At 54.6% G+C, this 23,593-nt stretch carries 25 protein-coding genes; 11 read left to right on the forward strand and 14 right to left on the reverse strand.

Annotated features, from left to right (window positions below):
• Positions 1-19 precede the first annotated feature (19 nt).
• Positions 20-220 (reverse strand): DUF2767 family protein, encoded by a 201-nt coding sequence (locus AC6I8L_RS10115; protein ID WP_034821329.1) that lies wholly within the window; start codon positions 218-220, stop codon positions 20-22.
• 270 nt (positions 221-490) lie between these two features.
• On the opposite strand from AC6I8L_RS10115, the gene ttcA reads away from it, so the two are divergent.
• A complete protein-coding gene (gene ttcA / locus AC6I8L_RS10120) occupies positions 491-1,426 on the forward strand; it encodes a tRNA 2-thiocytidine(32) synthetase TtcA (protein WP_058959779.1) in 936 nt (311 codons plus the stop codon).
• 52 nt (positions 1,427-1,478) lie between these two features.
• On the opposite strand, the gene AC6I8L_RS10125 is transcribed toward ttcA, so the two are convergent.
• The 3 genes from AC6I8L_RS10125 to AC6I8L_RS10135 all read right to left on the reverse strand — a co-directional run bounded on the left by AC6I8L_RS10125 (position 1,479) and on the right by AC6I8L_RS10135 (position 4,747).
• Positions 1,479-1,625, reverse strand: a complete 147-nt coding sequence (locus AC6I8L_RS10125; RefSeq protein WP_167347098.1) for a hypothetical protein — start codon at positions 1,623-1,625, stop codon at positions 1,479-1,481.
• Between the two features lie 306 nt (positions 1,626-1,931).
• On the reverse strand, positions 1,932-2,915 hold the full coding sequence (gene zntB, locus AC6I8L_RS10130) for a zinc transporter ZntB (protein WP_034821343.1): 984 nt from the start codon (positions 2,913-2,915) through the stop codon (positions 1,932-1,934).
• Between the two features lie 212 nt (positions 2,916-3,127).
• Entirely contained in the window at positions 3,128-4,747 is a 1,620-nt protein-coding gene (locus AC6I8L_RS10135; RefSeq protein WP_058959780.1) for a peptide ABC transporter substrate-binding protein, read from the reverse strand.
• A 211-nt stretch (positions 4,748-4,958) separates the two neighbouring features.
• On the opposite strand from AC6I8L_RS10135, the gene mpaA reads away from it, so the two are divergent.
• Positions 4,959-5,672, forward strand: coding sequence for a murein tripeptide amidase MpaA (gene mpaA / locus AC6I8L_RS10140; protein WP_058959781.1), 714 nt, complete (start codon positions 4,959-4,961; stop codon positions 5,670-5,672).
• Here the strand turns inward: mpaA and ycjG are convergent.
• Positions 5,641-6,627 carry an L-Ala-D/L-Glu epimerase gene (gene ycjG, locus AC6I8L_RS10145; RefSeq protein ID WP_058959782.1) on the reverse strand — a complete coding sequence of 329 codons (987 nt, stop codon included), beginning with the start codon at positions 6,625-6,627 and terminating at the stop codon, positions 5,641-5,643. The two genes, mpaA and ycjG, sit on opposite strands and share 32 nt — an antisense overlap.
• A gap of 153 nt (positions 6,628-6,780) precedes the next feature.
• On the opposite strand from ycjG, the gene tpx reads away from it, so the two are divergent.
• Positions 6,781-7,284, forward strand: a complete 504-nt coding sequence (tpx, locus tag AC6I8L_RS10150) for a thiol peroxidase (RefSeq protein WP_034821364.1) — start codon at positions 6,781-6,783, stop codon at positions 7,282-7,284.
• 76 nt (positions 7,285-7,360) lie between these two features.
• Here the strand turns inward: tpx and tyrR are convergent, their stop codons facing one another.
• The 7 genes from tyrR to pspA all read right to left on the reverse strand — a co-directional run bounded on the left by tyrR (position 7,361) and on the right by pspA (position 13,191).
• On the reverse strand, positions 7,361-8,926 hold the full coding sequence (gene tyrR, locus AC6I8L_RS10155) for a transcriptional regulator TyrR (RefSeq protein ID WP_034821366.1): 1,566 nt from the start codon (positions 8,924-8,926) through the stop codon (positions 7,361-7,363).
• A gap of 213 nt (positions 8,927-9,139) precedes the next feature.
• Positions 9,140-10,213: a YcjF family protein gene (locus tag AC6I8L_RS10160; RefSeq protein WP_058959783.1), complete on the reverse strand. Its 1,074-nt coding sequence runs from the start codon at positions 10,211-10,213 to the stop codon at positions 9,140-9,142.
• Positions 10,210-11,607 carry a YcjX family GTP-binding protein gene (locus tag AC6I8L_RS10165; RefSeq protein ID WP_058959784.1) on the reverse strand — a complete coding sequence of 466 codons (1,398 nt, stop codon included), beginning with the start codon at positions 11,605-11,607 and terminating at the stop codon, positions 10,210-10,212. The genes AC6I8L_RS10160 and AC6I8L_RS10165 overlap by 4 nt, the downstream gene beginning before the upstream one ends.
• Positions 11,588-11,836 carry a phage shock protein PspD gene (gene pspD, locus AC6I8L_RS10170; RefSeq protein WP_034821379.1) on the reverse strand — a complete coding sequence of 83 codons (249 nt, stop codon included), beginning with the start codon at positions 11,834-11,836 and terminating at the stop codon, positions 11,588-11,590. The genes AC6I8L_RS10165 and pspD overlap by 20 nt, the downstream gene beginning before the upstream one ends.
• A gap of 58 nt (positions 11,837-11,894) precedes the next feature.
• On the reverse strand, positions 11,895-12,242 hold the full coding sequence (gene pspC / locus AC6I8L_RS10175; RefSeq protein WP_034821381.1) for an envelope stress response membrane protein PspC: 348 nt from the start codon (positions 12,240-12,242) through the stop codon (positions 11,895-11,897).
• Positions 12,239-12,466 (reverse strand): envelope stress response membrane protein PspB, encoded by a 228-nt coding sequence (pspB, locus tag AC6I8L_RS10180; protein ID WP_034821383.1) that lies wholly within the window; start codon positions 12,464-12,466, stop codon positions 12,239-12,241. Before pspB ends, pspC begins: the two co-directional genes overlap by 4 nt.
• 59 nt (positions 12,467-12,525) lie before the next feature.
• Positions 12,526-13,191: a phage shock protein PspA gene (gene pspA / locus AC6I8L_RS10185; RefSeq protein ID WP_034821385.1), complete on the reverse strand. Its 666-nt coding sequence runs from the start codon at positions 13,189-13,191 to the stop codon at positions 12,526-12,528.
• A 163-nt stretch (positions 13,192-13,354) separates the two neighbouring features.
• Here pspA and pspF point away from each other — a divergent pair, with 163 nt between their 5' ends.
• Complete coding sequence (pspF, locus tag AC6I8L_RS10190; RefSeq protein WP_058959847.1) at positions 13,355-14,353, forward strand: phage shock protein operon transcriptional activator; 999 nt, start codon at positions 13,355-13,357, stop codon at positions 14,351-14,353.
• A gap of 210 nt (positions 14,354-14,563) precedes the next feature.
• On the opposite strand, the gene AC6I8L_RS10195 is transcribed toward pspF, so the two are convergent.
• Complete coding sequence (locus tag AC6I8L_RS10195) at positions 14,564-14,746, reverse strand: hypothetical protein (RefSeq protein ID WP_058959785.1); 183 nt, start codon at positions 14,744-14,746, stop codon at positions 14,564-14,566.
• Between the two features lie 170 nt (positions 14,747-14,916).
• Here AC6I8L_RS10195 and sapA point away from each other — a divergent pair, with 170 nt between their 5' ends.
• From sapA to AC6I8L_RS10230, 7 genes are all read left to right on the forward strand, one after another.
• Positions 14,917-16,539 carry an ABC transporter substrate-binding protein SapA gene (gene sapA / locus AC6I8L_RS10200; protein ID WP_058959786.1) on the forward strand — a complete coding sequence of 541 codons (1,623 nt, stop codon included), beginning with the start codon at positions 14,917-14,919 and terminating at the stop codon, positions 16,537-16,539.
• Positions 16,540-16,541: 2 nt separating this feature from the next.
• Positions 16,542-17,507, forward strand: coding sequence for a putrescine export ABC transporter permease SapB (sapB, locus tag AC6I8L_RS10205; protein WP_034821411.1), 966 nt, complete (start codon positions 16,542-16,544; stop codon positions 17,505-17,507).
• Positions 17,494-18,384 carry a putrescine export ABC transporter permease SapC gene (sapC, locus tag AC6I8L_RS10210; RefSeq protein ID WP_058959787.1) on the forward strand — a complete coding sequence of 297 codons (891 nt, stop codon included), beginning with the start codon at positions 17,494-17,496 and terminating at the stop codon, positions 18,382-18,384. The genes sapB and sapC overlap by 14 nt, the downstream gene beginning before the upstream one ends.
• A complete protein-coding gene (gene sapD / locus AC6I8L_RS10215; protein WP_058959788.1) occupies positions 18,384-19,379 on the forward strand; it encodes a putrescine export ABC transporter ATP-binding protein SapD in 996 nt (331 codons plus the stop codon). The genes sapC and sapD overlap by 1 nt, the downstream gene beginning before the upstream one ends.
• 2 nt (positions 19,380-19,381) lie before the next feature.
• Positions 19,382-20,185: a putrescine export ABC transporter ATP-binding protein SapF gene (gene sapF, locus AC6I8L_RS10220; RefSeq protein WP_058959848.1), complete on the forward strand. Its 804-nt coding sequence runs from the start codon at positions 19,382-19,384 to the stop codon at positions 20,183-20,185.
• Between the two features lie 140 nt (positions 20,186-20,325).
• Positions 20,326-21,114 carry an enoyl-ACP reductase FabI gene (gene fabI / locus AC6I8L_RS10225; protein ID WP_007892455.1) on the forward strand — a complete coding sequence of 263 codons (789 nt, stop codon included), beginning with the start codon at positions 20,326-20,328 and terminating at the stop codon, positions 21,112-21,114.
• A gap of 287 nt (positions 21,115-21,401) precedes the next feature.
• Positions 21,402-22,523: a CMD domain-containing protein gene (locus tag AC6I8L_RS10230; RefSeq protein ID WP_058959789.1), complete on the forward strand. Its 1,122-nt coding sequence runs from the start codon at positions 21,402-21,404 to the stop codon at positions 22,521-22,523.
• On the opposite strand, the gene AC6I8L_RS10235 is transcribed toward AC6I8L_RS10230, so the two are convergent.
• Positions 22,520-23,416 carry a LysR family transcriptional regulator gene (locus tag AC6I8L_RS10235; RefSeq protein ID WP_058959849.1) on the reverse strand — a complete coding sequence of 299 codons (897 nt, stop codon included), beginning with the start codon at positions 23,414-23,416 and terminating at the stop codon, positions 22,520-22,522. The genes AC6I8L_RS10230 and AC6I8L_RS10235 overlap by 4 nt on opposite strands.
• Positions 23,417-23,593: the final 177 nt, after the last annotated feature.

A 23,593-nucleotide genomic window follows, 5' to 3' on the forward strand; every position in this document is an offset into this window, starting at 1 on the left:
ACTGGCCGGGCTTATTATTTTAACAGGGCTGAAGCTGAATAATCGCCATTTCAACCGCGCGATTGGGCGAGCCGGTTAATTCCCGATAGCGGAGTTGCAGATTACGCAATTCTGTCGCTACCACCTCTTTTTCTGTTGCTGATCCGCGCTGCGCCAGCTCGAGATAACATTGCCCGACTAGCCGGCACGCTTCTTCAAAAACCATGTCGTACGTTTGCATCTGCCTCTCCTCACCTTTAGAAACTAAAAAAACACTTCATCCATCCTGTCAGGCAGCGATGAGCACAATCTTTACCCAGATCAATAAATGGGCAGATTGTTCTGGCAAAGTGTGCGGTTTTATCGCAGGAATCCGTGAAAAGAGATCACATCAGACTGGCATTCGCCTGCGCAATCCGTACCATACGCACTCATGTCATAAGGGTTTATTGCCGCTGAAGCTTTATTCAGCCGCCAACGACCCTTGCGTTCATTCTCAAGCGTGAAAATAATGTCAGAAAATCAAGAAGTAACGAAGAAAGAACAATATAAGCTGAACAAGCTTCAGAAGCGTCTGCGTCGTAACGTGGGCGAAGCCATTGCTGATTTCAACATGATTGAAGAAGGCGATCGCATCATGGTCTGTCTGTCTGGCGGTAAAGACAGCTACACCATGCTGGAAATTTTGCGCAGTTTGCAGAAGAGCGCGCCGGTGAACTTCTCACTGGTGGCGGTCAATCTCGACCAAAAACAGCCAGGATTCCCGGCACATATTCTGCCCGCGTATCTGGAAGAACAGGGTGTCGAGTATAAAATCGTTGACGAAGATACTTACTCCATCGTTAAAGAGAAGATTCCGGAAGGCAAGACCACCTGTTCGCTCTGTTCACGTCTGCGTCGCGGGATCCTTTACCGCACCGCTACCGAATTAGGCTGTACCAAGATTGCGCTGGGCCATCATCGCGACGATATCCTGCAGACCCTGTTCCTGAACATGTTCTACGGCGGCAAAATGAAAGGCATGCCACCGAAACTGATGAGTGACGATGGCAAACATATTGTCATTCGTCCGCTGGCCTACTGCCGCGAAAAAGACATCATTCGCTTCGCTGCAGCGCGCCAGTATCCGATTATTCCGTGCAACCTGTGTGGTTCACAGCCTAACCTGCAGCGTCAGGTTGTTGCCGATATGCTGCGTGACTGGGATAAACGTTATCCGGGCCGTATCGAAACCATGTTCAGCGCGATGCAGAACATTGTGCCTTCGCACATGGCGGACATTAATTTGTTCGACTTTAAAGGCATTCAGCACGGCGATGAAGTGGTCGACGGCGGCGATATTGGCTTTGATCGCGAAACCTTGCCGGTAAAACCTGCGGGCTGGCAGCCGGACGAAGAAGATGCGCCGGAAATGAGCGTGCGACTGGATGTGTTAGAAATTAAGTAATTCGCAGACGATTCTAATTAAGGCGCAGCGCTTCGGCTCTGCGCCTTTTTTATTACCGGTGAGGTGGCGGATCGATGATCGGTGGAAACTCGGGATCGTAGGGAGGATCGGGTTCCGGAATTGGCTGCGGATGAGGAATCGGTTCTGGAATCGGTGGCGGATCGGTTGGAATGGGATCGCTGGCAATGAGTTCTTGCATGCCCTGCTCCTTATCGCTGAATGTCCTTTAAGCATAGGAAAGGAAACACAGCCAAGCCAAGCGGGCAAAAAAAAGCCGGCGGATTAGCCGGCGTTGTACGAATCAAATGTGCTATGCAGTAATTCTAAAAAAGGAAGTAAGACAATATGGAGCGCAACGCCCATCGCTTGACGTTGCATTCACCTGCGAGAGAGAGTTTGCCCCTGTTAGGCGATCCACTTATTGATATCGATCAGGTTTTTTCCGCTTTTTTGCTTGCAGCACCTTATTTAACAGCGGGTTAACGCTTATAACCTGAACCTTACATTACAACCAGTTGCGTCGTTTGAGCCATATCGCCACGCCCACCACCATCACCAGCAGTAGTACGCAGAACGCGGTAAAGCCCAGTGGCCAACTACCACCCGGAATACCGCCAAGGTTGACGCCAAACAATCCTGTCAGGAATGTCGCTGGCAGGAAAATCATCGCCATCAGCGACATGGTATAGGTGCGGCGGTTCATCGACTCTGCCAGCAAAGACGCGACTTCATCGGCCAAAATCCCGGTACGCGCTACGCCTGCATTGAGGTCATCCAGTCCGCGTCCCAGACGATCAGCAACGTCCTGCATACGACGACGGTCGTCATCATTCATCCACGGTAGTTTTTCACTCGCCAGGCGGGCATAAACATCACGCTGTGGCGCCATATAACGACGCATCACGATCAGTTGCTTACGCAGCAGCGCTAACTCGCCGCGCGCCGGAACCTGCTGGTCCATCAACGCATCTTCCAGCTCGATAATTTTGTCGTGCATCTCTTCGATAAATTCGCTGGCGTGATCGGTGAGCGCATCGCAAACATCCACCAGCCAGCTACCGCCATCCACCGGGCCGTTACCGTTTTGCAAATCAGCCAGCACTTCATCAATGGCATAGACTTTGCGGCGACGCGTGGAGACGATCACTTTATCGTTGATAAACACGCGCATGGCGACGAGTTGATCCGGTCGTGAATCGGCGTTGTGATTGACACTGCGCAGCACAATCATAAAACCGTCGCCCAGGCGCGTGACGCGTGGGCGCATGCTGTCGCCCGCTAACGCATCACGCACGGAATCGGGGATCAGCGGGGTATTTTGCAGCCACTCGGCACTTTGCCGTTGGGTGTAGTTCAGATGCAGCCAGCACGGACGCTCACAGTTGATGACATCTTTATCTTCAATCGGGATAACCCCGCCTTTGCCGTCGAGCTGGCAGGAGATAATGGCATCCGAAACTTTTAACGCTTTTCCTTCAATGACGTTCACTAACTCGCCTCACTATCAAAATCAATACGATACAGTCTAGCGTGGCGCAGACGAGTTGCAATCATCAGGCTGTGAGCAAAGATGACAAGATAAAGGTGAGCATCCGCAGAAAGCGAGAGCGGCAACATCGTCATTGGATGCGTCTCCTTAATCCGTTGCTCCGGTTATGGAGACGCACACAATCACACCACTCTGCTGATTAGCGTCGTATATCAGTGCTTTTCGATCCACAGTTCGCGGCTGTAAGCGACATCTTCGGGATTGGTGATAGGATAACCTTTGACCCACGGTTTGATCAGTCGCCCGTTGGTATATTGGTAGATCGGGGCGATCGGTGCCTGATCGGCAATGATCTGCTCCGCTTTGTTGTAGTCGGTATTGCGGGCAGCCACGCTGGTTTCCATGCTGGCTTTGGTCAGCACCGCATCATAATCCGCGCTGTGGAAACGGGCGATATTGCCGGTGTGTGTTGAGGTCAGCAAACTCAGGAAAGTGGAAGGTTCATTGTAATCCCCGACCCATGACGCACGAATCACGTCAAAGTTACCGCTGTTGCGGCTGTCGATGTAGGTTTTCCACTCCTGGTTTTGCAGCGTAACGTCCACTCCAAGGTTCTTTTTCCACATCGACGCCACGGCGATGGCGATCTTCTGATGGCTTTCCGAGGTGTTATACAGCAGCGTCAAATGCAGCGGCTTGCCGGGACCGTAGCCCGCCGACGTCAGCAGCGCTTTTGCCTGTGCATTCAATTCCTGCTGGCTGTGCTGTTGCAGATAGCTTTGCTGCGGTGTAAATCCTGCGGTGACATCCGGTGTAAAGTGCCAGGCCGGTTTCTCCCCGGTACCCAACACTTTCTCGGCAATAATGCGGCGATCGATACTCCATGACAGCGCTTTACGCACACGCACATCGGCGGTCGGACCCTTTTCGGTGTTAAAGGCGTAATAGTAGGTGCCCAACTGATCCGGCGTATACACCTGACCTGGCAGCTCTTTTTTCAGCAGCGCATACATATTTTTCGGGAAGGATTCGGTGATATCGATATCGCCCGCGCGGTAACGTTTGGTGGCGCTAGACTCTTCATTGATAGGGATAAAGGTCACTTTGGTCAGTACGGAATGGCTGTTATCCCAGTAGTTTTGATTAGGTACCAACACAATTTTTTCGTTCACCACGCGATCCTGCAATTGATAGGCGCCGTTGCCCACCAGTTTACCGGGCGACGTCCAGCTATCAGGATTTTGCTCAATCACCTTCTGCGATACCGGATACATCGCGGCATTGGCTACCATGCTCGGGAACCACGGCACAGGGCGTGACAACGTCACCTTGAGATGATTGGCATCGGTGGCTGTGACACCCAACTTATCGGCACTCATTTGCCCTTTGGTGATGGCATCCGCGTTTTCGATGCCACTCAGCGCGGCAAACCACGCAAAGGGAGAACTGTTTTTCGGCTCCACCAGGCGCTGCCAGCTATAAACGAAATCCTGTGCTGTGACCGGTTCGCCGTTAGACCAGCGCGCATCTTTACGCAGCGTGAAGATCCAGGTTTTGTTGTCGTTGCTGTGCCAGCTTTCTGCCACGCCCGGCACGATTTTGCCGTGCGCATCCTGATTGGTCAGCCCTTCGAACAAATCGCGCATCACCTGAATTTCTGGCAGGCCCACGGCTTTCATGGGATCCAACGAGGCGGGTTCGTCTTTGATATGGCGAACAATTTCCTGAGTCGGCGCTAACTGTGCGCCCGTTGGCACATTAGCAGCAAACACCGGTGAGAAAACACCAGCAATCATTACGGCGGCCAGCGTCTTGCGGAAAGTTAATGTCATCACCACTCCTTTACCCAAAAAAATGGCGACTGCGAAGAGGTCTGCGTCGCCAGCGTCTTTAGTGACTCTATCGCAAATTGCTGATTGATATATAGCTATTTCCCTGTCTGCTGTTTACCGTTATGTTGAGGCTGAATTGTCGGTCACATTTTTTAATCCTGAAGCGCCTTGCTATCCATGCGCTCATTGCACGATTTCAGAGAGGAATGTCATGTCGTCACATCATCCCCGCCCGCTGCGCGGCAAACTCGACGCGGTCTGGCAACAATATGGGCAATCGGTGCTCGGCGCACCGTTGCTGTGGTTCCCGGCCCCGGCGGCCGATGCCGACAGTGGGTTGATCATTGCCGGCACGCACGGTGATGAAAATGCCGCCGTCGCGACCTTATCCGGTGCGATGCGCACGCTGCCGGAGCCACTGCGCCGCCATCATGTGGTGCTGGCGGTGAATCCGGATGGATGCCAATTGGGCCTGCGTGCCAATGCCAACGGTGTCGATCTCAACCGCAATTTCCCGGCCGCCAACTGGCAAAATGGCGACACGGTATATCGCTGGAACAGCGCAGCGGACGAACGTGATGTGTTGCTGTCAACGGGCAGCAGCCCCGCTTCCGAGCCGGAAACGCGCGCGCTATGTCAGTTGATCCATCAAATCAAGCCGCGCTGGGTGGTGTCCTGGCATGAGCCTCTGGCCTGCATTGACGATCCCCACCACAGTCACCTTGCGCAGTGGCTGGCAGAACAAACGCAATTACCGGTGGTGAGCAGCGTGGGCTATGCCACGCCGGGATCATTTGGCAGCTGGTGCGACGATCTCGGCTTGTTGTGCATAACCGCCGAGATGCCGCCCATTTCAGTGGATGAAGCGACTGATGTGTACCTTGATGCGATGATTAACCTGCTGCGCTGGCAGCCGCAGGCTTAAGCACGCCGTGTGAAAAATGCAGCGACGGCTCAACATCGGCAGCCAGCCAGGTTGGGCCGTCAAGATCGGCGAATTTTGCAATCGGTGTCAGCGGTAACGCCGCGCGGATTGCCCTTGAAGTACACAGCATACAGCCGAGCATCACTGCAAACCCTTGCTGACGCGCCTCATTTGCCAGCGCCAGGGCTTCCGTCAATCCACCGGTTTTATCCAGCTTGATATTCACCATCTCATAGCGCCCTTTCAACTGCGCCAGATTCTCCCGGGTGTGACAACTCTCATCCGCACAGATAGGAAGTGGGTGGACAAAGTTCGCCAATGCGGCATCTTCGGCTGCCGGAAGCGGTTGTTCGAGCATCGCAATGTTTAAATCTGCCAGTAGCTGACAGCGTGCTGCCAGTCCCTCTGCCTGCCAGGACTCATTGGCATCCACAATTAACGTCGCTTCCGGTACGGCACTGCGAATCGCCACCAGACGTTCACTGATCAAATGATGATCGAGTTTTATCTTCAGTAAACGCGCACCATGTTGCCACAACGCTAATGCACTGCTGGCCATCGCTTCTGGTGTATCAATACTCACCGTATGCGCCGTAATGATTTCCTCTGCCAACTCAACACCGCACAGCGCTTGCAAACTTTTATTCTGTTGCTGGCGTTCCAGATCCCATAAGGCACAATCAAGCGCATTCCGCGCGGCACCGGCCGCTAATGCCTGTTGCAACTCCGCTCGCGTCATACCATTTTGTATCGCAGGCAACTGCGCGGCAATTTGTTGCAGCACCGAGTCTTCACTTTCGCCATAGCGTGCGTATGGAGTCGCTTCACCTACCCCTTTCAGGCCGTCCTGTTCAATCTCGACCACCACAACATGCGCTTCCGTCCTGCTGCCGCGTGAAATAACAAACGGCGAATGTAACGGCCAGGCCTCTGGATAACTCTTCACTGTTCTCATTAATTCTCCTTAAATCCGTGGCTTAATTGCGATGTGCATCTGCTATCGCGACGAAATGCGCTCGTAAACCCTTCAAAATTATGTCATAAACAAACGCTATATCTGCTCTGGCAGGCTTAATGCCAGACTTTTTCATCGCTAAAAGGAAATCGTATGTCTCAGAATGTTCACTTTCAGGGCAATCCGGTCCCGGTTGCAGGTCACTTCCCGCAGGCTGGCGAACAGGCAAAAGCTTTCTCTCTGGTCGCAAAGGACCTGAGTGACGTCTCCCTTTCTCAGTATGCAGGTAAACGCAAAGTTCTGAACATTTTCCCAAGTATTGATACCGGCGTGTGCGCGGCATCAGTGCGCAAGTTCAACGAACGTTCTGGCGAATCCAGCAACACTGTAGTGCTGTGCATCTCTGCCGATCTGCCGTTTGCCCAGTCTCGTTTCTGCGGTGCAGAAAACGTGAGCAACGTGGTGACCCTGTCTGCGCTGCGCGGTGCGGAGTTCAAAGAAGATTACGGTGTGGCGATTGCTGATGGCCCACTGAAAGGCCTGACTGCCCGTGCAGTAGTGGTACTGGATGAAAACGACAAAGTAATTTACAGCGAATTGGTGAACGAAATCACCGAAGAGCCCAACTATGATGCGGCACTGGCTGCACTGAAGTAAGCATTAATATGATGTGATAAGGGCGCACTTCACAAAGTGCGCCCTTATTTATTGCATTAAGATAAGCGCTGTAAAATTACTCGCTCTCGCCGCGCTTCTGCCCCAACCCATATTCACGCAGTTTATTGGCAATCGCGGTATGCGACACACCCAGACGTTTTGCCAGTTTGCGCGTACTTGGGTAAGACAAGTAGAGCCGCGTCAGCACCGAACGTTCGAAACGGCTGGTGATCTCATCCAGCGAACCTTCCATCGCTTCTTCGCCCAGCGTCACATCTAACGCCTGCTCAGGCAGAATGATGTCCTGAGGACGTAACTCGTAGCCTTCCAGCTGCGTCAGTGCGCGATACAGCGCATTTTTCAACTGCCGCACATTACCCGGCCAGTTATAGCGCGTCAGGAACGGTGCCAACTGCGGTGACAAACGCGGACGCGGCAGTCCCTGCTCATCGGCAAAGCGCGCCACAAACATCTCTGTTAGCGGCAGGATGTCCAGCGGGCGCTCACGTAAAGGCGGCAAATTGAGCGTCAGTACATTAAGGCGGTAAAACAGGTCTTCACGGAACTCACCCCGTTGCACCAGCTCGATCAGGTTCTTCTGCGTGGCACAAATGACGCGCACATCCACATGCACTTCATGTTCTTCACCCACGCGACGGAAAGTGCCATCGTTGAGGAAGCGCAGCAGTTTTGTCTGCATGCGCGGTGACATCTCACCAATCTCATCCAGCAGCACCGAGCCGCCATTGGCCTGTTCAAAGAAACCTTTCTTGCCTTCCAGCGCGTTCGGATAAGCGCCCGCCGCGTGACCAAACAGCTCACTCTCGGCCACATCATCCGGCAGAGACGCACAGTTAAGCGCCAGAAAAGGTTTTTTACCGCGTGCGCTGCGCAGATGGCAGGCGCGTGCCAGCATATCTTTGCCGGTGCCGGTATCGCCGACAATCAGCAGTGGCGCGTCGTGCATCGCCAGTTTACGTGCCTGATCGATCACCTGACGCATTTTTGGCGTCACCGCCACGATGTGGTCAAATTCCGACTCATCCGTCACGGTGAGATTTTGCAGCTGTCGTCCCATACGGGCGGTGGATTTCAGCGTGATCATTGCGCCGACGGGCTGATCGCTCTGCCCCTCTTCTTCCGCCAGATAAATTGGTCGGGCTTCCATCAGGAAATCACGGCCCTGAATAACAACGTGATGTGCCTGGGCTTCCACACGCTCATTCTCGATCCAGCGCTGGAAATTGAAACCGGTGATCAGAGTCGCGGCGTTCTGATTACGCAGCTTCTGTTCATCGAGATTAAACAGGTTTTGCGCTGCCGGGTTGGCGAGTTCCACCTTGCATTTAAGGTCGATAGAGAACACCGGCTCCGGCATAGCAATGAGTAATGCACTTAACGCGCGATGTTCACGCTCAGAGGGCATGTAGCTAACGGTGCGCACATCTGTTACGCCAGGTGTACGACGGATTTCCGCCATCAGCGTACTGAAGGGTTCGAATTCAAGGGCAGAAAAGTTGAGATAGATGCGACCGAGTGGCGCAATTTCAATACCGCGCAGGTCGATGTTGCGCGCAACCAGCAGGTCGAGTAGCTCGCGCGCCAGACCGATGCGGTCCTGGCAGAAAACTTCCAAACGCATTGCGATGAGCCTTAGTCAGGTTTTGATTTTAGAGATAATACGCTAACTTGCAGCGCCTCAGAAGAGGCCTGTCATGAAAAGTTGACAGTTTAAGGCAGGTGACGTGAAGAAGTGTAGCGGAATGACCCACAATAATCCCGCCAAATATCACATTTAACAAAGATAATTTCACCTTCCACCTGATTGACAGCGTGAAAGGTGAGCAACAGGAAATTATTTAGCAGTCTGCCCTGCTTTTCCCCCACTCTTAGACAGGGATTCTTTTAGCTGAACCAATAGTTCCCGACGGAAATCTCCGAGACGCGGCTTATCATCTTCCAGCCAGGGCAGCGGACGGCATAATTCCATAGCTTTGATGCCTAATCTCGCGGTTAGCAAACCAGCACCGATACCCTGAGCAGCGCGTGCCGAGAGACGGGCCGCGATGTCCTGCGACATCCAATCCATCCCCACTTCACGCACCAGCTCGGAAGCACCGGCAAAGGCCATATTCAGCAACACTAAACGAAAAAGGCGGATACGGCTGAAATACCCCAACTCGATACCATAAATAGCCGCAATGCGATTGACCAGCCGCAGGTTGCGCCAGGCAATAAACGCCATGTCCACCAGCGCCAGTGGACTCACCGCAATCATCAGTGTCGATTCCGCAGCGTGGCGGCTGATCTCGCGATGCGCCTGACGATCCAGCACCAGTTGCACCAGTTGCGCGTAAAGCATCACAATTTCGCGATCGTTATGAGTTTCATGCAGCGCCGCGTGCCAGCGCTGCAAAGCCGGATGCGCCTGATCGAGCTGCGCCTGCTGGGCCAGCTTTTCGCAAAAAGCGCGGCCTTTGCCGATACCGTGGCTGTGCAGTAATTCCCGCCCGATATCCCGCTCTTCGGCTCGCTGGCGCAGTCGATAAAGACGACGCCACTCGCCAATTAATGCCCCGGCTCCGGCAATCACAATCAGGCTTCCAGCCACGCCGGTGCCGAGTGAAAACCAATCACGCGTGATCCAGGCATCGTGCATCCACTGAGCGCCCTGTGCGACCACGCTGATGCCAAAAATCCCCAGGCCGGCCCCTACCAGCTTGCGCCAGAGACTGCGTTTGGGGCGCAGCGCGGCCTCAACCACTTTTTCACCTTCGCCCTCTGCCAGCGGCTCTGACTCTTGAGTGGCTAGAAACGCGCTCTCGCTTTCCTCACTAAAAGTTTGCGCCGCACGTAGTGGTTGCTGCGCCTCCGCTTCAAGCGGTCGTGCAAAATCAATGCGCGGTTTTAATGGGGTTTCGTCGCTCATCGCAATTTATCTCCAAGTAAAAATTCCAGCGCGGCATCCATGCGAATGTGCGGCAGCGGCCGATCAACATCCAACTGCTGCGGCCGGAACTGTTCAAACTGAAATCCCTGCTGCTGCCAGAACTGATGCCCGGGCAAACGTGGCGGCACTTCGCCGGGATAGAAGGTCAGCGCTTCGCCGTCATGAAGACGATGACCGCGCAGCGCGGGCAGCTTTTCGCCACGATGGTCCACCAGCCCACTTTCGGTGGCCTGCACCGACGCCAGTCCAATACAATCCATGCTGATCCCTTCAAACGCCGCGTTTTGCCAGGCATCCTGAACCAGCTGTTGTAACAGCGACACCATATTGGCGTGCTGATCGGCCGTGATATGGTCGGCTTTGGTGGCGGCAAACAAGAGTTTGTCGATGACCGGGGAAAACAGACGACGGAACAACGTGCGCTGCCCGTAATGGAAGCTTTGCATCAACTGCGTCAGTGCCAGCCGCATATCATTGAACGCCTGCGGCCCGCTGTTTAACGGTTGCAGACAATCCACCAGCACGATCTGGCGGTCAAATCGCAGAAAATAATTTTTGTAGAAATCCTTCACCACATGCTGGCAGTAGTAGTTAAAGCGTTGTTGCAGCACGGCAAAGTTACTGCCTGCGGGAGCCTGCAACAGCTTGCTGGCGTGAATCTCATCCACCTGTGGCCAGGGGAAGAACTGCAGTGCCGGGGCACCTGCCATATCGCCCGGCAGCACAAAGCGGCCTGGCTGAATAAAGTGCAACCCCTCGGTTTTGCACTGATGCAGATAATCCGTCCAGGCCGCGGCAATCTCCGCCAGACGATTTTCATCCGCTGCGGCAAAAGGATCGAGATCCTGTGACAAGCTGTGCCAGTGTGCCGCCCACTGCTGACGATCGCCCTGCAGCAACCCCATCATCTGTCGCGACCAGCTGAGATAATCCTGCGCCAGCATCGGCAGATCGAGCAGCCATTCACCAGGGTAATCGACGATTTCCAGATAGAGCGTGGCGGTATCTTTGAAGTGGCGCAGCAGCGATTGCTCTGGCCGATAGCGCAGCGCCAGACGCATTTCACTGACACCGCGTGTCGGCGTTGGCCAGATGGGAGGCGTACCATAGAGTTGCGCCAGCCCTTCGTCATAGGTAAAACGCGGCGTCCCCAGCTCACGCTGCGGCACACGTTTGACGCCCAGCAGGCGCTCTTCACGCACAACGGAAAACAGCGGCAAACGGGCGCCGCTGTGTACATTGAGAAGTTGGTTCACCAGCGAGGTGATAAAGGCGGTTTTGCCGCTGCGGCTCAGCCCCGTTACGGCAAGGCGTAAGTGGCGGTCAACACCGCGATTCATCAACGCCGCCAGTTCATTTTGCAGTCTTTTCATCCATCTCCCTGACGAAACGTGCTGACAGGCGTTTGAATGCCTTACTCAGCAACGGTTCCAGGGCGGCCGCCAGAAGCAGGCGCAACGGGCGACGCGCCACCGATTTCACTGCCCAGCCAGCTAACCCGCCGGGCCCATAGGTTACTGCACTGATGATGATGAATTTCCCCGCCGACTTCAACGCAGGTGTTGCGCGGCGGCGCAGAGCAGTCATACGAGAATTGTACATCTCCACTCCTTAAGAATATGCGGTGAAGCGGACCCGCAGTGGGCCCGGCGGAAAAAAATCAGATTTGACGGAAGCGGCTACGCACACTGAAGGTCTCGGAGGTAACGTAGCGTTCGATATCTCGCACGTTACGCTCATCACTTTTCAACGATGTTTCCAGCTCATCCAGTAAATCACGTGCAGTTGGCGTATGCTGGTCGGGTGCATCTGCGGGCTTTTCATCCAGCACAAAGCCCAGGATGAAGTACGCCACCACGGTAAACATGAACAACCCGAAAAACAGCGACAGCACCACAATCACACGTAACAGGCGCACCGGAATATCCAGATACTCCGCCAGACCGGCACAGACGCCGCGCACTTTGCCTTGCTGCGGGATGCGCCACAATTTGCGGCCATTCATCATGGTTGCCTCCAGTTTGGATGCTCCGCATCCAGAATGGCTTCGAGTGCTTCCACACGTTCACGCATGCGGCGCGCGTCTTGCGTCAGCTGTTGCAGACGCTGCATATCGCCTGATGACAGTTCCGCGCCACCGTTGCGTTTGTTGCTGTAGTGCAGCCATAACCAGATCGGCGCCACAAAGAGCACGAAGATCGTCAGGGGTATGGCGAGAAAAAGTGCGCTCATTGACTCTCCTTAATCATTAACACTCTGGTCGAGGGGCTCAGCGTCGAGCCCCACGTCCCTTACTCGCTGCGGTTCATTTTGGCTTTCAGCGCGGCCAGTTGCTGGCTGATTTCGTCGTCAGCTTTCAGCTCGGCAAACTCCTGGTCGAGACCTTTTGGCTTACCAAAACGCTGACTCTCCGCTTCCGCTTCCATGTGGTCGATACGGCGTTCGAAAGACTCGAAACGCGCCATGGCTTCATCCAGCTTGCCGCTGTCCAGCTGACGGCGCACATCGCGGGAAGAAGATGCCGCCTGATGACGCAGCGTCAGGGCCTGCTGGCGTGCACGGGTTTCGCTGAGTTTTTTCTCCAGCTCACCGATCTCGCCTTTCATGCGGTCCAGTGTTTCCTCAACCTGAATGGCTTCTTGTTTGAGTGCTGCAATCAGATCGGTTAGTTTCTGTTTTTCAATCAGCGCAGCACGCGCTAAGTCTTCTTTTTCTTTGCTGATGGCCAGTTCGGCTTTTTCCTGCCATTCAGCCTGCTGGATTTCGGCCTGCTCGATACGGCGCAGCAGCTGTTTCTTTTCTGCCAGCGCGCGCGCTGAGGTGGAGCGAACTTCCACCAGCGTGTCTTCCATTTCCTGAATCATCAGGCGTACCAGTTTCTGCGGATCTTCGGCGCGTTCCAGCAGGGAATTGATGTTAGCGTTCACGATGTCGGCGAAACGAGAAAAAATACCCATAATGATGTTCCTCTGATTGTCATGTGGTTGTGCGGTGCACGGTTACTTAATACAAATGCCGTGCCAACTTTTAATTCATTGATTTTAAGAGGTTTGCATATTTTACATTCGCGCTGGCATCCATTAATGTAGTGAAATTGATTAACCAGTGGCGAAATTCATCATGGCAAATGGTAACGATAACCTGTTGGGCGAGTCGAATAACTTTCTGGAGGTGCTGGAGCAGGTTTCCCGTCTCGCGCCGCTGGAAAAACCGGTGCTGGTCATTGGCGAACGCGGAACCGGTAAAGAGTTGATTGCCAGCCGCCTGCACTATCTCTCCGATCGCTGGCAAGGGCCTTTTGTGTCGCTGAACTGCGCGGCACTGAATGAAAACCTGCTCGATTCCGAACTGTTCGGCCACGAAGCCGGGGCGTTTACCGGCGCGCAAAAACGTCATCTTGGCCGCTTTGAACGCGCTGATGCCGGCACCTTATTCCTCGATGAGCTGGCGACCGCGCCGATGCTGGTGCAGGAAAAGCTGCTACGTGTCATCGAATACGGCCAGTTAGAGCGTGTTGGCGGCAATCAGTCCTTGCAGGTCAATGTGCGTCTGGTGTGTGCCACCAATGAGGATTTACCCGCACTGGCTGCGGCAGGAAAATTCCGCGCGGATCTACTCGATCGTCTCGCCTTTGATGTGGTGCAACTCCCACCATTACGCGAACGCCGCAGCGATATTCTGGTGATGGCCGAGCATTTTGCTATCCAGATGTGCCGCGAGCTCGGCCTGCCGTTGTTTCCCGGCTTCAGCGAGCGCGCTCAGCTCACGCTACTCACCCACAGTTGGCCCGGTAATGTACGTGAATTGAAGAATGTGGTGGAACGATCGGTGTATCGCCATCACAGTGCAGAAGAGGAACTGGATAACATCATTATCAATCCGTTCGCTCCGCGCAGCGCCCCGCCTGAAACCCTACCCGAGCCCAGCACCAGCGGCTTACCCTCCCTGCCACTTGATCTGCGCCAGTGGCAAAATCAGCAGGAGCGCGACCTGGTCGAAGCCAGCTTGCAACAGGCAAAATACAACCAACGCCGCGCCGCCGAGCTACTGCGCGTTACCTACCATCAGTTACGCGCCATGATGAAAAAGCACGGCATCCAGGCGCGGGATGAGGATTAGCCAATGGGGGGAACGTTAGCCACGTAAGATGAAAAGCCCCCGGTGATTATTTTGGAGTACATCGTGGCTTTGCTGCTAGCGGAGAAATCCCCACATCATCGTTTAACTGGTCGAAAGGTTTTTCAACGACAGCACAGGTGTGGGTCGGTTTTCCCTATAGCTTTTGTGCTGATGCAAGGCGGCAAGTGCGCTAATCCCCGGGAGCATACATCAGTATGTGACTGGGGTTAGTGCGCGCAGCCAACGCAGCAGCAGTGCAAAAGATGACGGGAAAAACGACACACAAAAAAAGCCCGCATTAGATGCGGGCAACTTAATACTGGAAGCAATGTGAGCAATGTCGTGCTCTTCTTCGGTAGAGCCACCGTCGAAGCGCAGAAGAATAATAATCATTCTTATTATCATCTGTAAAGCCCTAATTGAGAATTTTTCTCATTTCCACACTAACATTGTGATTACCCCTTCGCCAGATTGGCGAAAAACAACGCAGAACCATCATGAATTTGGGGAGTGCGTGACGTTTGCGATACACTCACGCTATTGCCTCAGAATCGTTGAGTTCTATGCCAAAATTATTCTCCTCGCTGCTGCTCGGTCTCAGCGTATTGAGTGCGTCTGCGCTGGCCGCACCAACCAATAACATCCGTAATAGCGGTTTTGTTTATTGCGTCAATGGCACGGTCAATACCTTTAATCCTCAAATGGTCAGCAGCGGCCTGGTTGTGGATACGCTGGCGGCACAGCTCTATGACCGCCTGCTGGATGTGGACCCTTACACTTATCGCCTGATTCCTGACCTGGCACAGAGCTGGGAAGTGCGTGACAACGGTGCCACTTATCGTTTTCATCTGCGCAAAGATGTCTCTTTCCAGCACACCAACTGGTTTAAACCCACGCGAAAAATGAATGCCGATGACGTGGTGTTCAGCTTTGCGCGCATGTTTAATCGCCAGCATCCGTGGCATAACGTCAACGGTGGCAGCTATCCCTATTTCGATAGTTTGCAGTTCTCTGACTCGGTACAAAGTGTTAAAAAACTGGACAACGACACGGTAGAAATCCGTCTCAACAGTCCGGATGCCTCTTTCCTCTGGCACATTGCTACACATTACGCGCCAATCCTGTCGCAGGAATATGCCGACCAGCTGACGGCGAAAGGCCAGCAGGAGCGCCTTGATCGCGAGCCGGTGGGCACCGGTCCGTTCCAGTTGAGCGAGTACCGTACCGGGCAATATCTGCGCCTGGCGCGCAATCCGCAGTACTGGAAAGGTGTGCCGCGTCTGCAGCAAGTGGTGATCGATCTTGGCGTAGGCGGAACAGGACGTCTTTCGAAGTTGCTCACAGGTGAATGCGATGTGCTGGCGTATCCGGCGGCCAGCCAGCTCTCCATTTTGCGTGATGACCCGCGACTGCGCATGACGCTGCGTCCTGGCATGAACATCGCCTATTTAGCGTTCAATACGCGTAAACCGCCACTGGATCGCCCGGAAGTGCGTCACGCGCTGGCACTGGCGATCAATAACGAACGCCTGATGGAATCGATCTATTACGGCACTGCCGAAACCGCCGCCTCCATTTTACCGCGTGCTTCCTGGGCGTATGATAATGATGCGCGGGTCACCGAATACAATCCGGCGAAAGCTCGTGAAGCGCTGAAAGCGCTCGGGCTGGAAGATATGCACTTGCGACTGGTGGTGCCTACCACCTCACAATCCTGGAACCCCAGCCCACTGAAAACCGCTGAACTGCTGCAAGCCGATTTGGCTCAGGTTGGCGTGCGCGTCACCATCGCGCCGGTGGAAGGCCGTTTCCAGGAAGCGCAGTTGATGGCGATGAATCATGATCTGACGCTGACCGGCTGGGCAACAGACAGTAACGACCCGGATAGCTTCTTCCGGCCGCTGTTGAGCTGTGCGGCCATCCGCTCGCAGACCAACTTTGCGCACTGGTGTTCACCGGCCTTTGATGAATCATTGCAACGGGCGCTGTTGTCGCAACAACTTTCGGCGCGCATCGACAGCTACGATCAGGCACAGCAAATTCTGGCGCAGGAATTACCGGTATTGCCGCTGGCGTCATCGTTGCGTTTACAGGCATATCGCCATGATATTAAAGGTCTGGTGCTAAGTCCGTTCGGGAATGCCTCGTTTGCCGGGGTTTACCGTGATGAGAGCAGCGAGGAATAAGCATGATCATCTATATATTGCGTCGCCTGCTGTTGCTGCTGATCACCCTGTTTTTATTGTCGCTGGTGAGTTTCAGCCTTAGCTACTTTACGCCGAATGCGCCGCTGGAAGGTGCCTCACTGTTCGATGCCTGGTGGTTCTGGTTTAAAGGCCTGCTGCAATTTGACTTCGGTGTTTCCAGCACCAACGGCCAGCTGATCGACCTGCAACTGCGCGAGGTGTTCCCCGCCACGCTGGAGCTTTGCATTCTGGCCTTCATGCTGGCGCTGCTGGTGGGTATTCCGCTGGGAATTTGCGCGGGTGTGATGCGCAAAAAATGGCAGGATAAAGCCATCAGCGCACTGGCACTGCTCGGTTTCTCGATGCCGGTGTTCTGGCTGGCACTGCTGTTCACCCTGTTCTTCTCCCTGACACTGGGCTGGTTGCCGGTTTCCGGACGCTTTGATCTGCTCTACCCGGTACAAAACGTGACCGGCTTTGCACTGATTGATGCCTGGCTGAGTCCTTCACCGTGGCGCCATGAGATGTTGATGAGTGCCCTGACTCATATGATTTTGCCGGTGGTGGTCCTGGCGGTCGCGCCAACCACCGAGGTCATTCGTTTACTGCGCAGCAGCACTAGCGATGTCATGGATAAAAACTATGTGAAAGCGGCAGCCACGCGCGGATTATCTCGCTTCACCGTGATTCGCCGCCATGTGCTGCACAACGCGCTGCCGCCCGTCATCCCGCGTCTGGGTTTGCAGTTTTCTACCATGCTGACGCTGGCGATGATTACGGAAGTGGTGTTCAACTGGCCGGGCATTGGCCGCTGGTTGATCAACGCCATTCGTCAGCAGGATTATGCGGCCATCTCTGCCGGTGTGATGGTGGTCGGCGGTTTGGTGATTCTGGTCAGCGTGCTGTCAGATATTCTGGGTGCGGCGCTTAATCCGTTGAAACACAAGGAATGGTATGCCTTACGATGATATCTATGCAGAGAAGCGGCTGCCCAGCCCGTTTCGTCTGTTCTGGCAGCGTTTTTATCGTGATACCAGTGGCATGATTGGGTTGTACGGTTTCGGCGCCCTGCTGTTCCTGTGCCTGTTTGGCGGCTTGCTGTCGCCTTACGGCATCGACCAGCAATTCCTTGGTTATCAACTGTTGCCGCCCTCCTGGTCGCGCTATGGGGATGTCTCCTTCTTCCTCGGCACCGACGATTTGGGCCGCGATGTGCTCAGTCGCCTACTAAGCGGTGTGGCTCCGACCGTGGGCTCGGCCCTGCTGGTCACGGTGTTGGCCGCAATCTGCGCGCTGATTCTCGGCATTCTGGCGGGCATTACTCATGGTTTACGCTCTGCCGTGATGAATCACGTGCTGGATACTTTGCTCTCCATTCCGTCGCTACTGCTGGCGATTATCGTGGTGGCCTTTTTAGGCCCGCGTCTTGAACACGCCATGCTGGCCGTTTTGCTGGCGATCATCCCGCGTCTGGTGCGTGAGATCTATACTGCGGTACATAATGAGATGGAAAAAGAGTATGTGGTGGCGCTGCGTCTGGACGGCGCGCGTAACCTGAATATTCTGTGGAACGCGGTGCTGCCAAACGTGTTGCCACTGCTGGTAAGTGAATTTACCCGTTCGCTATCCATGGCCATTCTCGACATTGCCGCGCTCGGTTTCCTCGATTTAGGGGCGCAACTGCCCTCACCGGAATGGGGAGCGATGCTGGGCGATGCGCTGGAGCTGATTTATGTCGCGCCCTGGACCGTGATGCTGCCCGGCGTCGCGCTGATGGTCAGTGTGTTGATCATTAACCTGCTGGGCGATGGCATCCGTCGCGCTGTAGAAGCGGGAGCTGAATAATGCCGTTACTGGATATTCGCAATCTCACTATCGAGTTCATGACCTCAGAAGGTCCGGTGAAGGCCGTTGATCGCATTAACCTGACACTCAGTGAAGGTGAAGTGCGTGGGCTGGTGGGTGAATCTGGTTCTGGCAAAAGTCTGATTGCCAAGGCGATTTGTGGTGTAACCAAAGATAACTGGCGCGTCACCGCCGATCGCATGGTGTTCGACGATGTCGATTTACTTCGCCTGTCGCCGCGCGAACGACGTCGTATTGTCGGCCATAACGTGTCGATGATTTTCCAGGAACCCCAATCCTGTCTGGATCCTTCAGAAAGTATTGGCCGCCAGTTGATGCAGGCTATTCCGCGCTGGACCTTTAAAGGCCGCTGGTATCAGCGTTTGTGGTTCTGGCGCAAAGCGCGCGCCATCGAACTGTTGCACCGCGTGGGCATTAAAGATCACAAAGACATCATGCGCAGTTTCCCGTATGAGTTGACGGAAGGTGAATGTCAGAAGGTGATGATCGCCATCGCACTGGCCAATCAGCCGCGTCTGCTGATCGCCGATGAACCAACTAACGCCATGGAGCCCACCACGCAGGCACAAATATTCCGCTTGCTAAGCCGCCTCAACCAAAATAACAACACCACGATTTTGCTGATCAGCCATGATCTGCGCACCATGAGCCAGTGGGCCGATCGCATCAACGTGATGTACTGCGGTCAGACCGTTGAAACCGCGCAGAGTGAAGATTTAATGGATACGCCGCATCATCCCTATACCCAGGCGCTGATCCGCGCGATGCCCGACTTTGGCAGTGCGCTACCGCATAAAAGCCGCCTGAACACACTTTCCGGCGCGATTCCCTCACTGGAGCATTTACCGATTGGCTGTCGTCTGGGCCCGCGTTGCCCGTATGCGCAGCGTAAATGCATTGAGACGCCGCGCCTCACCGGCACTAAATCCCACCTGTTTGCCTGTCACTTCCCGTTAAATGTGGAGGGGCAATGAGCATGGAAACGCTGCTGGAAGTGCGCAACCTGAGTAAAACCTATCGCTATCGCACCGGTCTGTTTCGCCGACAACATGTTGAGGCGGTGAAAGGCGTGAGTTTCACCCTGCGTGAGAAACAGACGCTGGCGGTGATAGGTGAAAACGGTTCAGGTAAATCGACGCTGGCCAAGATGCTGAGCGGGATGGTGGAACCCACCGATGGCGAGATGCTGATTGATGATCATCCGCTGGAGTATGGCGATTACGGTTATCGTAGCCAGCGTATTCGCATGATTTTTCAGGATCCTTCGACCTCGCTTAATCCGCGCCAGCGCGTCAGTCAGATCCTCGATTTCCCGCTGCGCCTGAATACCGAACTGGATGATGAAGCGCGAGAGAAGCGCATTATTGCCACACTGCGCCAGGTGGGTTTGCTGCGCGATCACGCCGGTTACTATCCGCATATGCTGGCCCCCGGCCAGAAACAGCGTCTGGCGCTGGCTCGCGCACTCATCCTGCAGCCGAAGGTGATTGTCGCCGATGAAGCCCTCGCCTCACTGGACATGACCATGCGTTCCCAGTTGGTGAATCTGATGCTGGAACTGCAGGAGAAGCACGGCATCGCCTATATTTATGTGACGCAACATATCGGCATGATGAAGCACATTAGCGATCAGGTGCTGGTGATGCATCAGGGCGAAGTGGTGGAACGTGGCGGCACAGCAGATGTGCTGGCCTCGCCGCTGCACGACCTCACCAAACGCCTGATCACCAGCCACTTTGGCGAAGCCTTAACCGCCGAAGCCTGGCGAAAAGTTCGTTAATTGATCATCACATCGCGAAAACGCGGTGCGATTTACCGCATTTGAGAGAGACGTGCTAGAATCCGCACGTCGATTAACGTCGGTCGCCTACTATTTAATCATTGCGACCGCCAACAACAATGACCATAAGGATTACAGCTATGGGTTTTCTTTCCGGTAAGCGCATTCTGATTACTGGCGTTGCCAGTAAACTCTCCATTGCCTACGGTATTGCACAGGCGATGCACAAACAGGGCGCAGAACTGGCTTTCACCTACCAGAACGACAAATTGAAAAGTCGTGTGGAAGAGTTCGCTAAAGATTTGGGTTCTGACATTGTTCTGCCGTGCGATGTGGCAGAAGACGAGAGCATCACTGCGCTGTTCACCGAACTGGCAAAAACCTGGCCAAAATTTGACGGTTTCGTTCACTCAATCGGTTTCGCACCTGGCGATCAGCTGGATGGTGACTACGTGAACGCCGTGACCCGTGAAGGCTTCAAAATCGCTCACGACATCTCTGCCTACAGCTTCGTGGCGATGGCAAAAGAGTGCCGTGCGATGCTGAACCCGAACTCAGCCCTGCTGACCCTGTCTTACCTGGGTGCAGAGCGCGCGATCCCGAACTACAACGTGATGGGTCTGGCTAAAGCGTCTCTGGAAGCCAACGTACGTTATATGGCGAACGCGATGGGTCCTGAAGGTACGCGTGTTAACGCCGTATCCGCGGGTCCAATCCGTACTCTGGCAGCATCAGGCATCAAAGATTTCCGTAAGATGCTGGCTCACTGTGAAGCTGTTACTCCAATTCGCCGTACTGTCACCATCGAAGACGTGGGTAACTCTGCGGCCTTCCTGTGCTCTGACCTGGCGGGTGGTATCACTGGTGAAGTGGTACACGTTGATGGCGGCTTCAGCATTGCCGCGATGAACGAGCTGGAACTGAAATAAGTTCTGAAGGCGAGCCGGGTGCTCGCCTTTTTTCTTAGCGAAGTCTCGGCTGTCTTCGCCGATTTTCGCCCTGTTCACTTTCGACTGATTTCTCCCGCAAACTCACCTCTCCCTGCTAGCTACCGCTTGAATTTTCAGGCGTATAGATTCATTCGATCTTAATTATTCCCCTTCATTCTTTTGCCACAGCCAGTGCTTCAGCGACGATAAGCTAGCCTTTTGGTGGCGATGCGCTTTTCAGATTTGCCCGTCGCGTACCCAGACCGTTTTTTGCGCAAGGAATGACCATGGAACAACGCCGTTCTCCCGGCCATGACCACTGGTTTTATGAAAGCCAGACTCGCCCGCACACCCAGGCCACTGCGCCATTAGTGCCCGAAGCCGCTTACATCGAAGATCGTTTTTTATTGGGTCTGCAGCAGGAAGCCACTGCACTGCAGCCGCTGTTCACTCGCTTCCAGCCGGCGTTGCTGGCAGCGCGCGATCTCAGCCAGATTTTGCTGCCGGATAGTCTCAGCAACTCATTAACCCATACCTTAACGCTCTACGATCGTCTCAGTACCGCGTTGACGGTGGCGCAGGTTGCGGGGGTGCAGCGTCTGTGTAATCACTACTCTGCACGACTCAATCCGCTGCCGGGGCCGGATTCATCGCGTGAGAGCAACAATCGCCTGACACAAATCACCCAGTACGCGCGTCAGCTGGCAATGCAACCGGCACTGATTAACGCCGGGAGCATTAGCGCACTGGATGCCGTCGGGCTCACTGAGCCGGATATTGTCACCCTCAATCAACTGGTGGGATTTGTCAGCTATCAGGCGCGAGTGGTCGCGGCACTGCAGGCTCTGATGGGCTTGCCGGTGCGCTGGATACCCGGCGTAACACCGCCAGCGGATGCTGATGTCACGTTCTTTGCCCGTGACGTTGCATGGCAGCACGCACTTAAGCCGGTTGAATTGCGCTATGCCAGCGCCGATCAACTGGCGGCGATGACCTTTTGTCAGGGTATAGAAGGTTTAGACGATGCGATTTGGTTGCTGGTGCATGATGCGCAGGCGTTGTATGGCTGGGCAACCCTGCAACAGCGCATCAGCGAAAATCATGACGAGGAAACCGCATTGGCGCTGGCAACCAGTGCGCGCATCCTGGGCTGTCAGCGCCAGTTCGCACGTCATGCCGGCAGTCAGCGCGAAGTTTTGCTTGCAGATGTGGATAAAGCGGGCGAAGCGCAGCCGTTAATTGGCGTTACCGCTCAGCTGGTTCGCATACCAGAGCGGTTTAGCGCAGCACACCTGCAGCCATTGCTGAATGCGGGATGGGGAACCGAGCGCATTTTCACACTGTTGCAAGCAGTGGCGTTTGCCAGCTGGCAGGATCGGTTAGGGATGGCGCTGGGTGAAACGCGTTAATCCGGCAGATGGCGCCGCGCTTCGTCAAAGAAATGTTGAGCCAGCGGCGATGCCCTGCCCGGCTCGGCAACCACCAACGCGGCCTGGCGTCCCATGGGTGCCATCGCAATCGGCCTCCGCGCCACATTTTGCAGCATTTCCGGCAGTAAATGTCCGCGCGGCGACACCATCACGCCTAATCCCACCTGCGCGCTCTGTAATAGCTGCATAATCGAGGCACTTTCCACAATCACTCGTGGTAGCAAACCGGTTTCGCGCAGTTGGCTATCCACGTAACGACGGAAATAGCGCGTGGGTTCCGCAAGGCACAGCGGAAGCTGCGCCAGTTGCGCAAGTGAAACCGTGTCGTGTTGAAGTAAATCTGGGAAGTGCTGAGGATTAAAAATCGCCTCCACGCCGGGATCTTTTAACAGCGCGGTCTGAAAGTGTAGTTCTCGCAGAGCGGTGAGCTCGAAGAAGCCAATCCCGCCGTCCACCGTATGGCTATTGAGTGCCTCCAGCAGTTGGTCCGCACTCATGGCGGAGACGCGATAATCCAGCTGCGGATAACGTGTTTCAACCGCTTTTAATAACGCCGGCAAGGCGACACTACACTGTGGCATCACACCGAGTCGCAGCGTGCCGTTGACGCCATGCTTCAGCGACTCGACTTCCAGCTTCAGTCCCGAGTAAACCGACACGATCTCACGCGCCCAGGTCAGCACCCGTTCCCCTTCCGGCGTAAAGCCATCGAAGTTGTTGCTGCGATTAATCAGCGATAAACCCAGTTCGCGCTCAAGGTTTTTTAACCGCATCGATAAGGTCGGCTGACTGACAAAACTGGCCTCTGCCGCGCGGCCAAAATGGCGCTCACGCTCTAAATTACAGAGATATATCAATTGCTTGATGTCGATTTTGGCATCCACCTTAAAGTCACGATCGCGCTATGGTAGCAAACCCGCACCGCTTTATCCTGTTCACGGCACAAAAAGCACGAAGGCCGCCCAACGGCAGCCTTCGGTGGAAAGTTGATGCCCCACCCGGCGCTTATCTCCGGCACTCTTAATGGCTTAGCTCTTGAAGGGGCAAAT

Source organism: Type-E symbiont of Plautia stali, assembly GCF_059731115.1.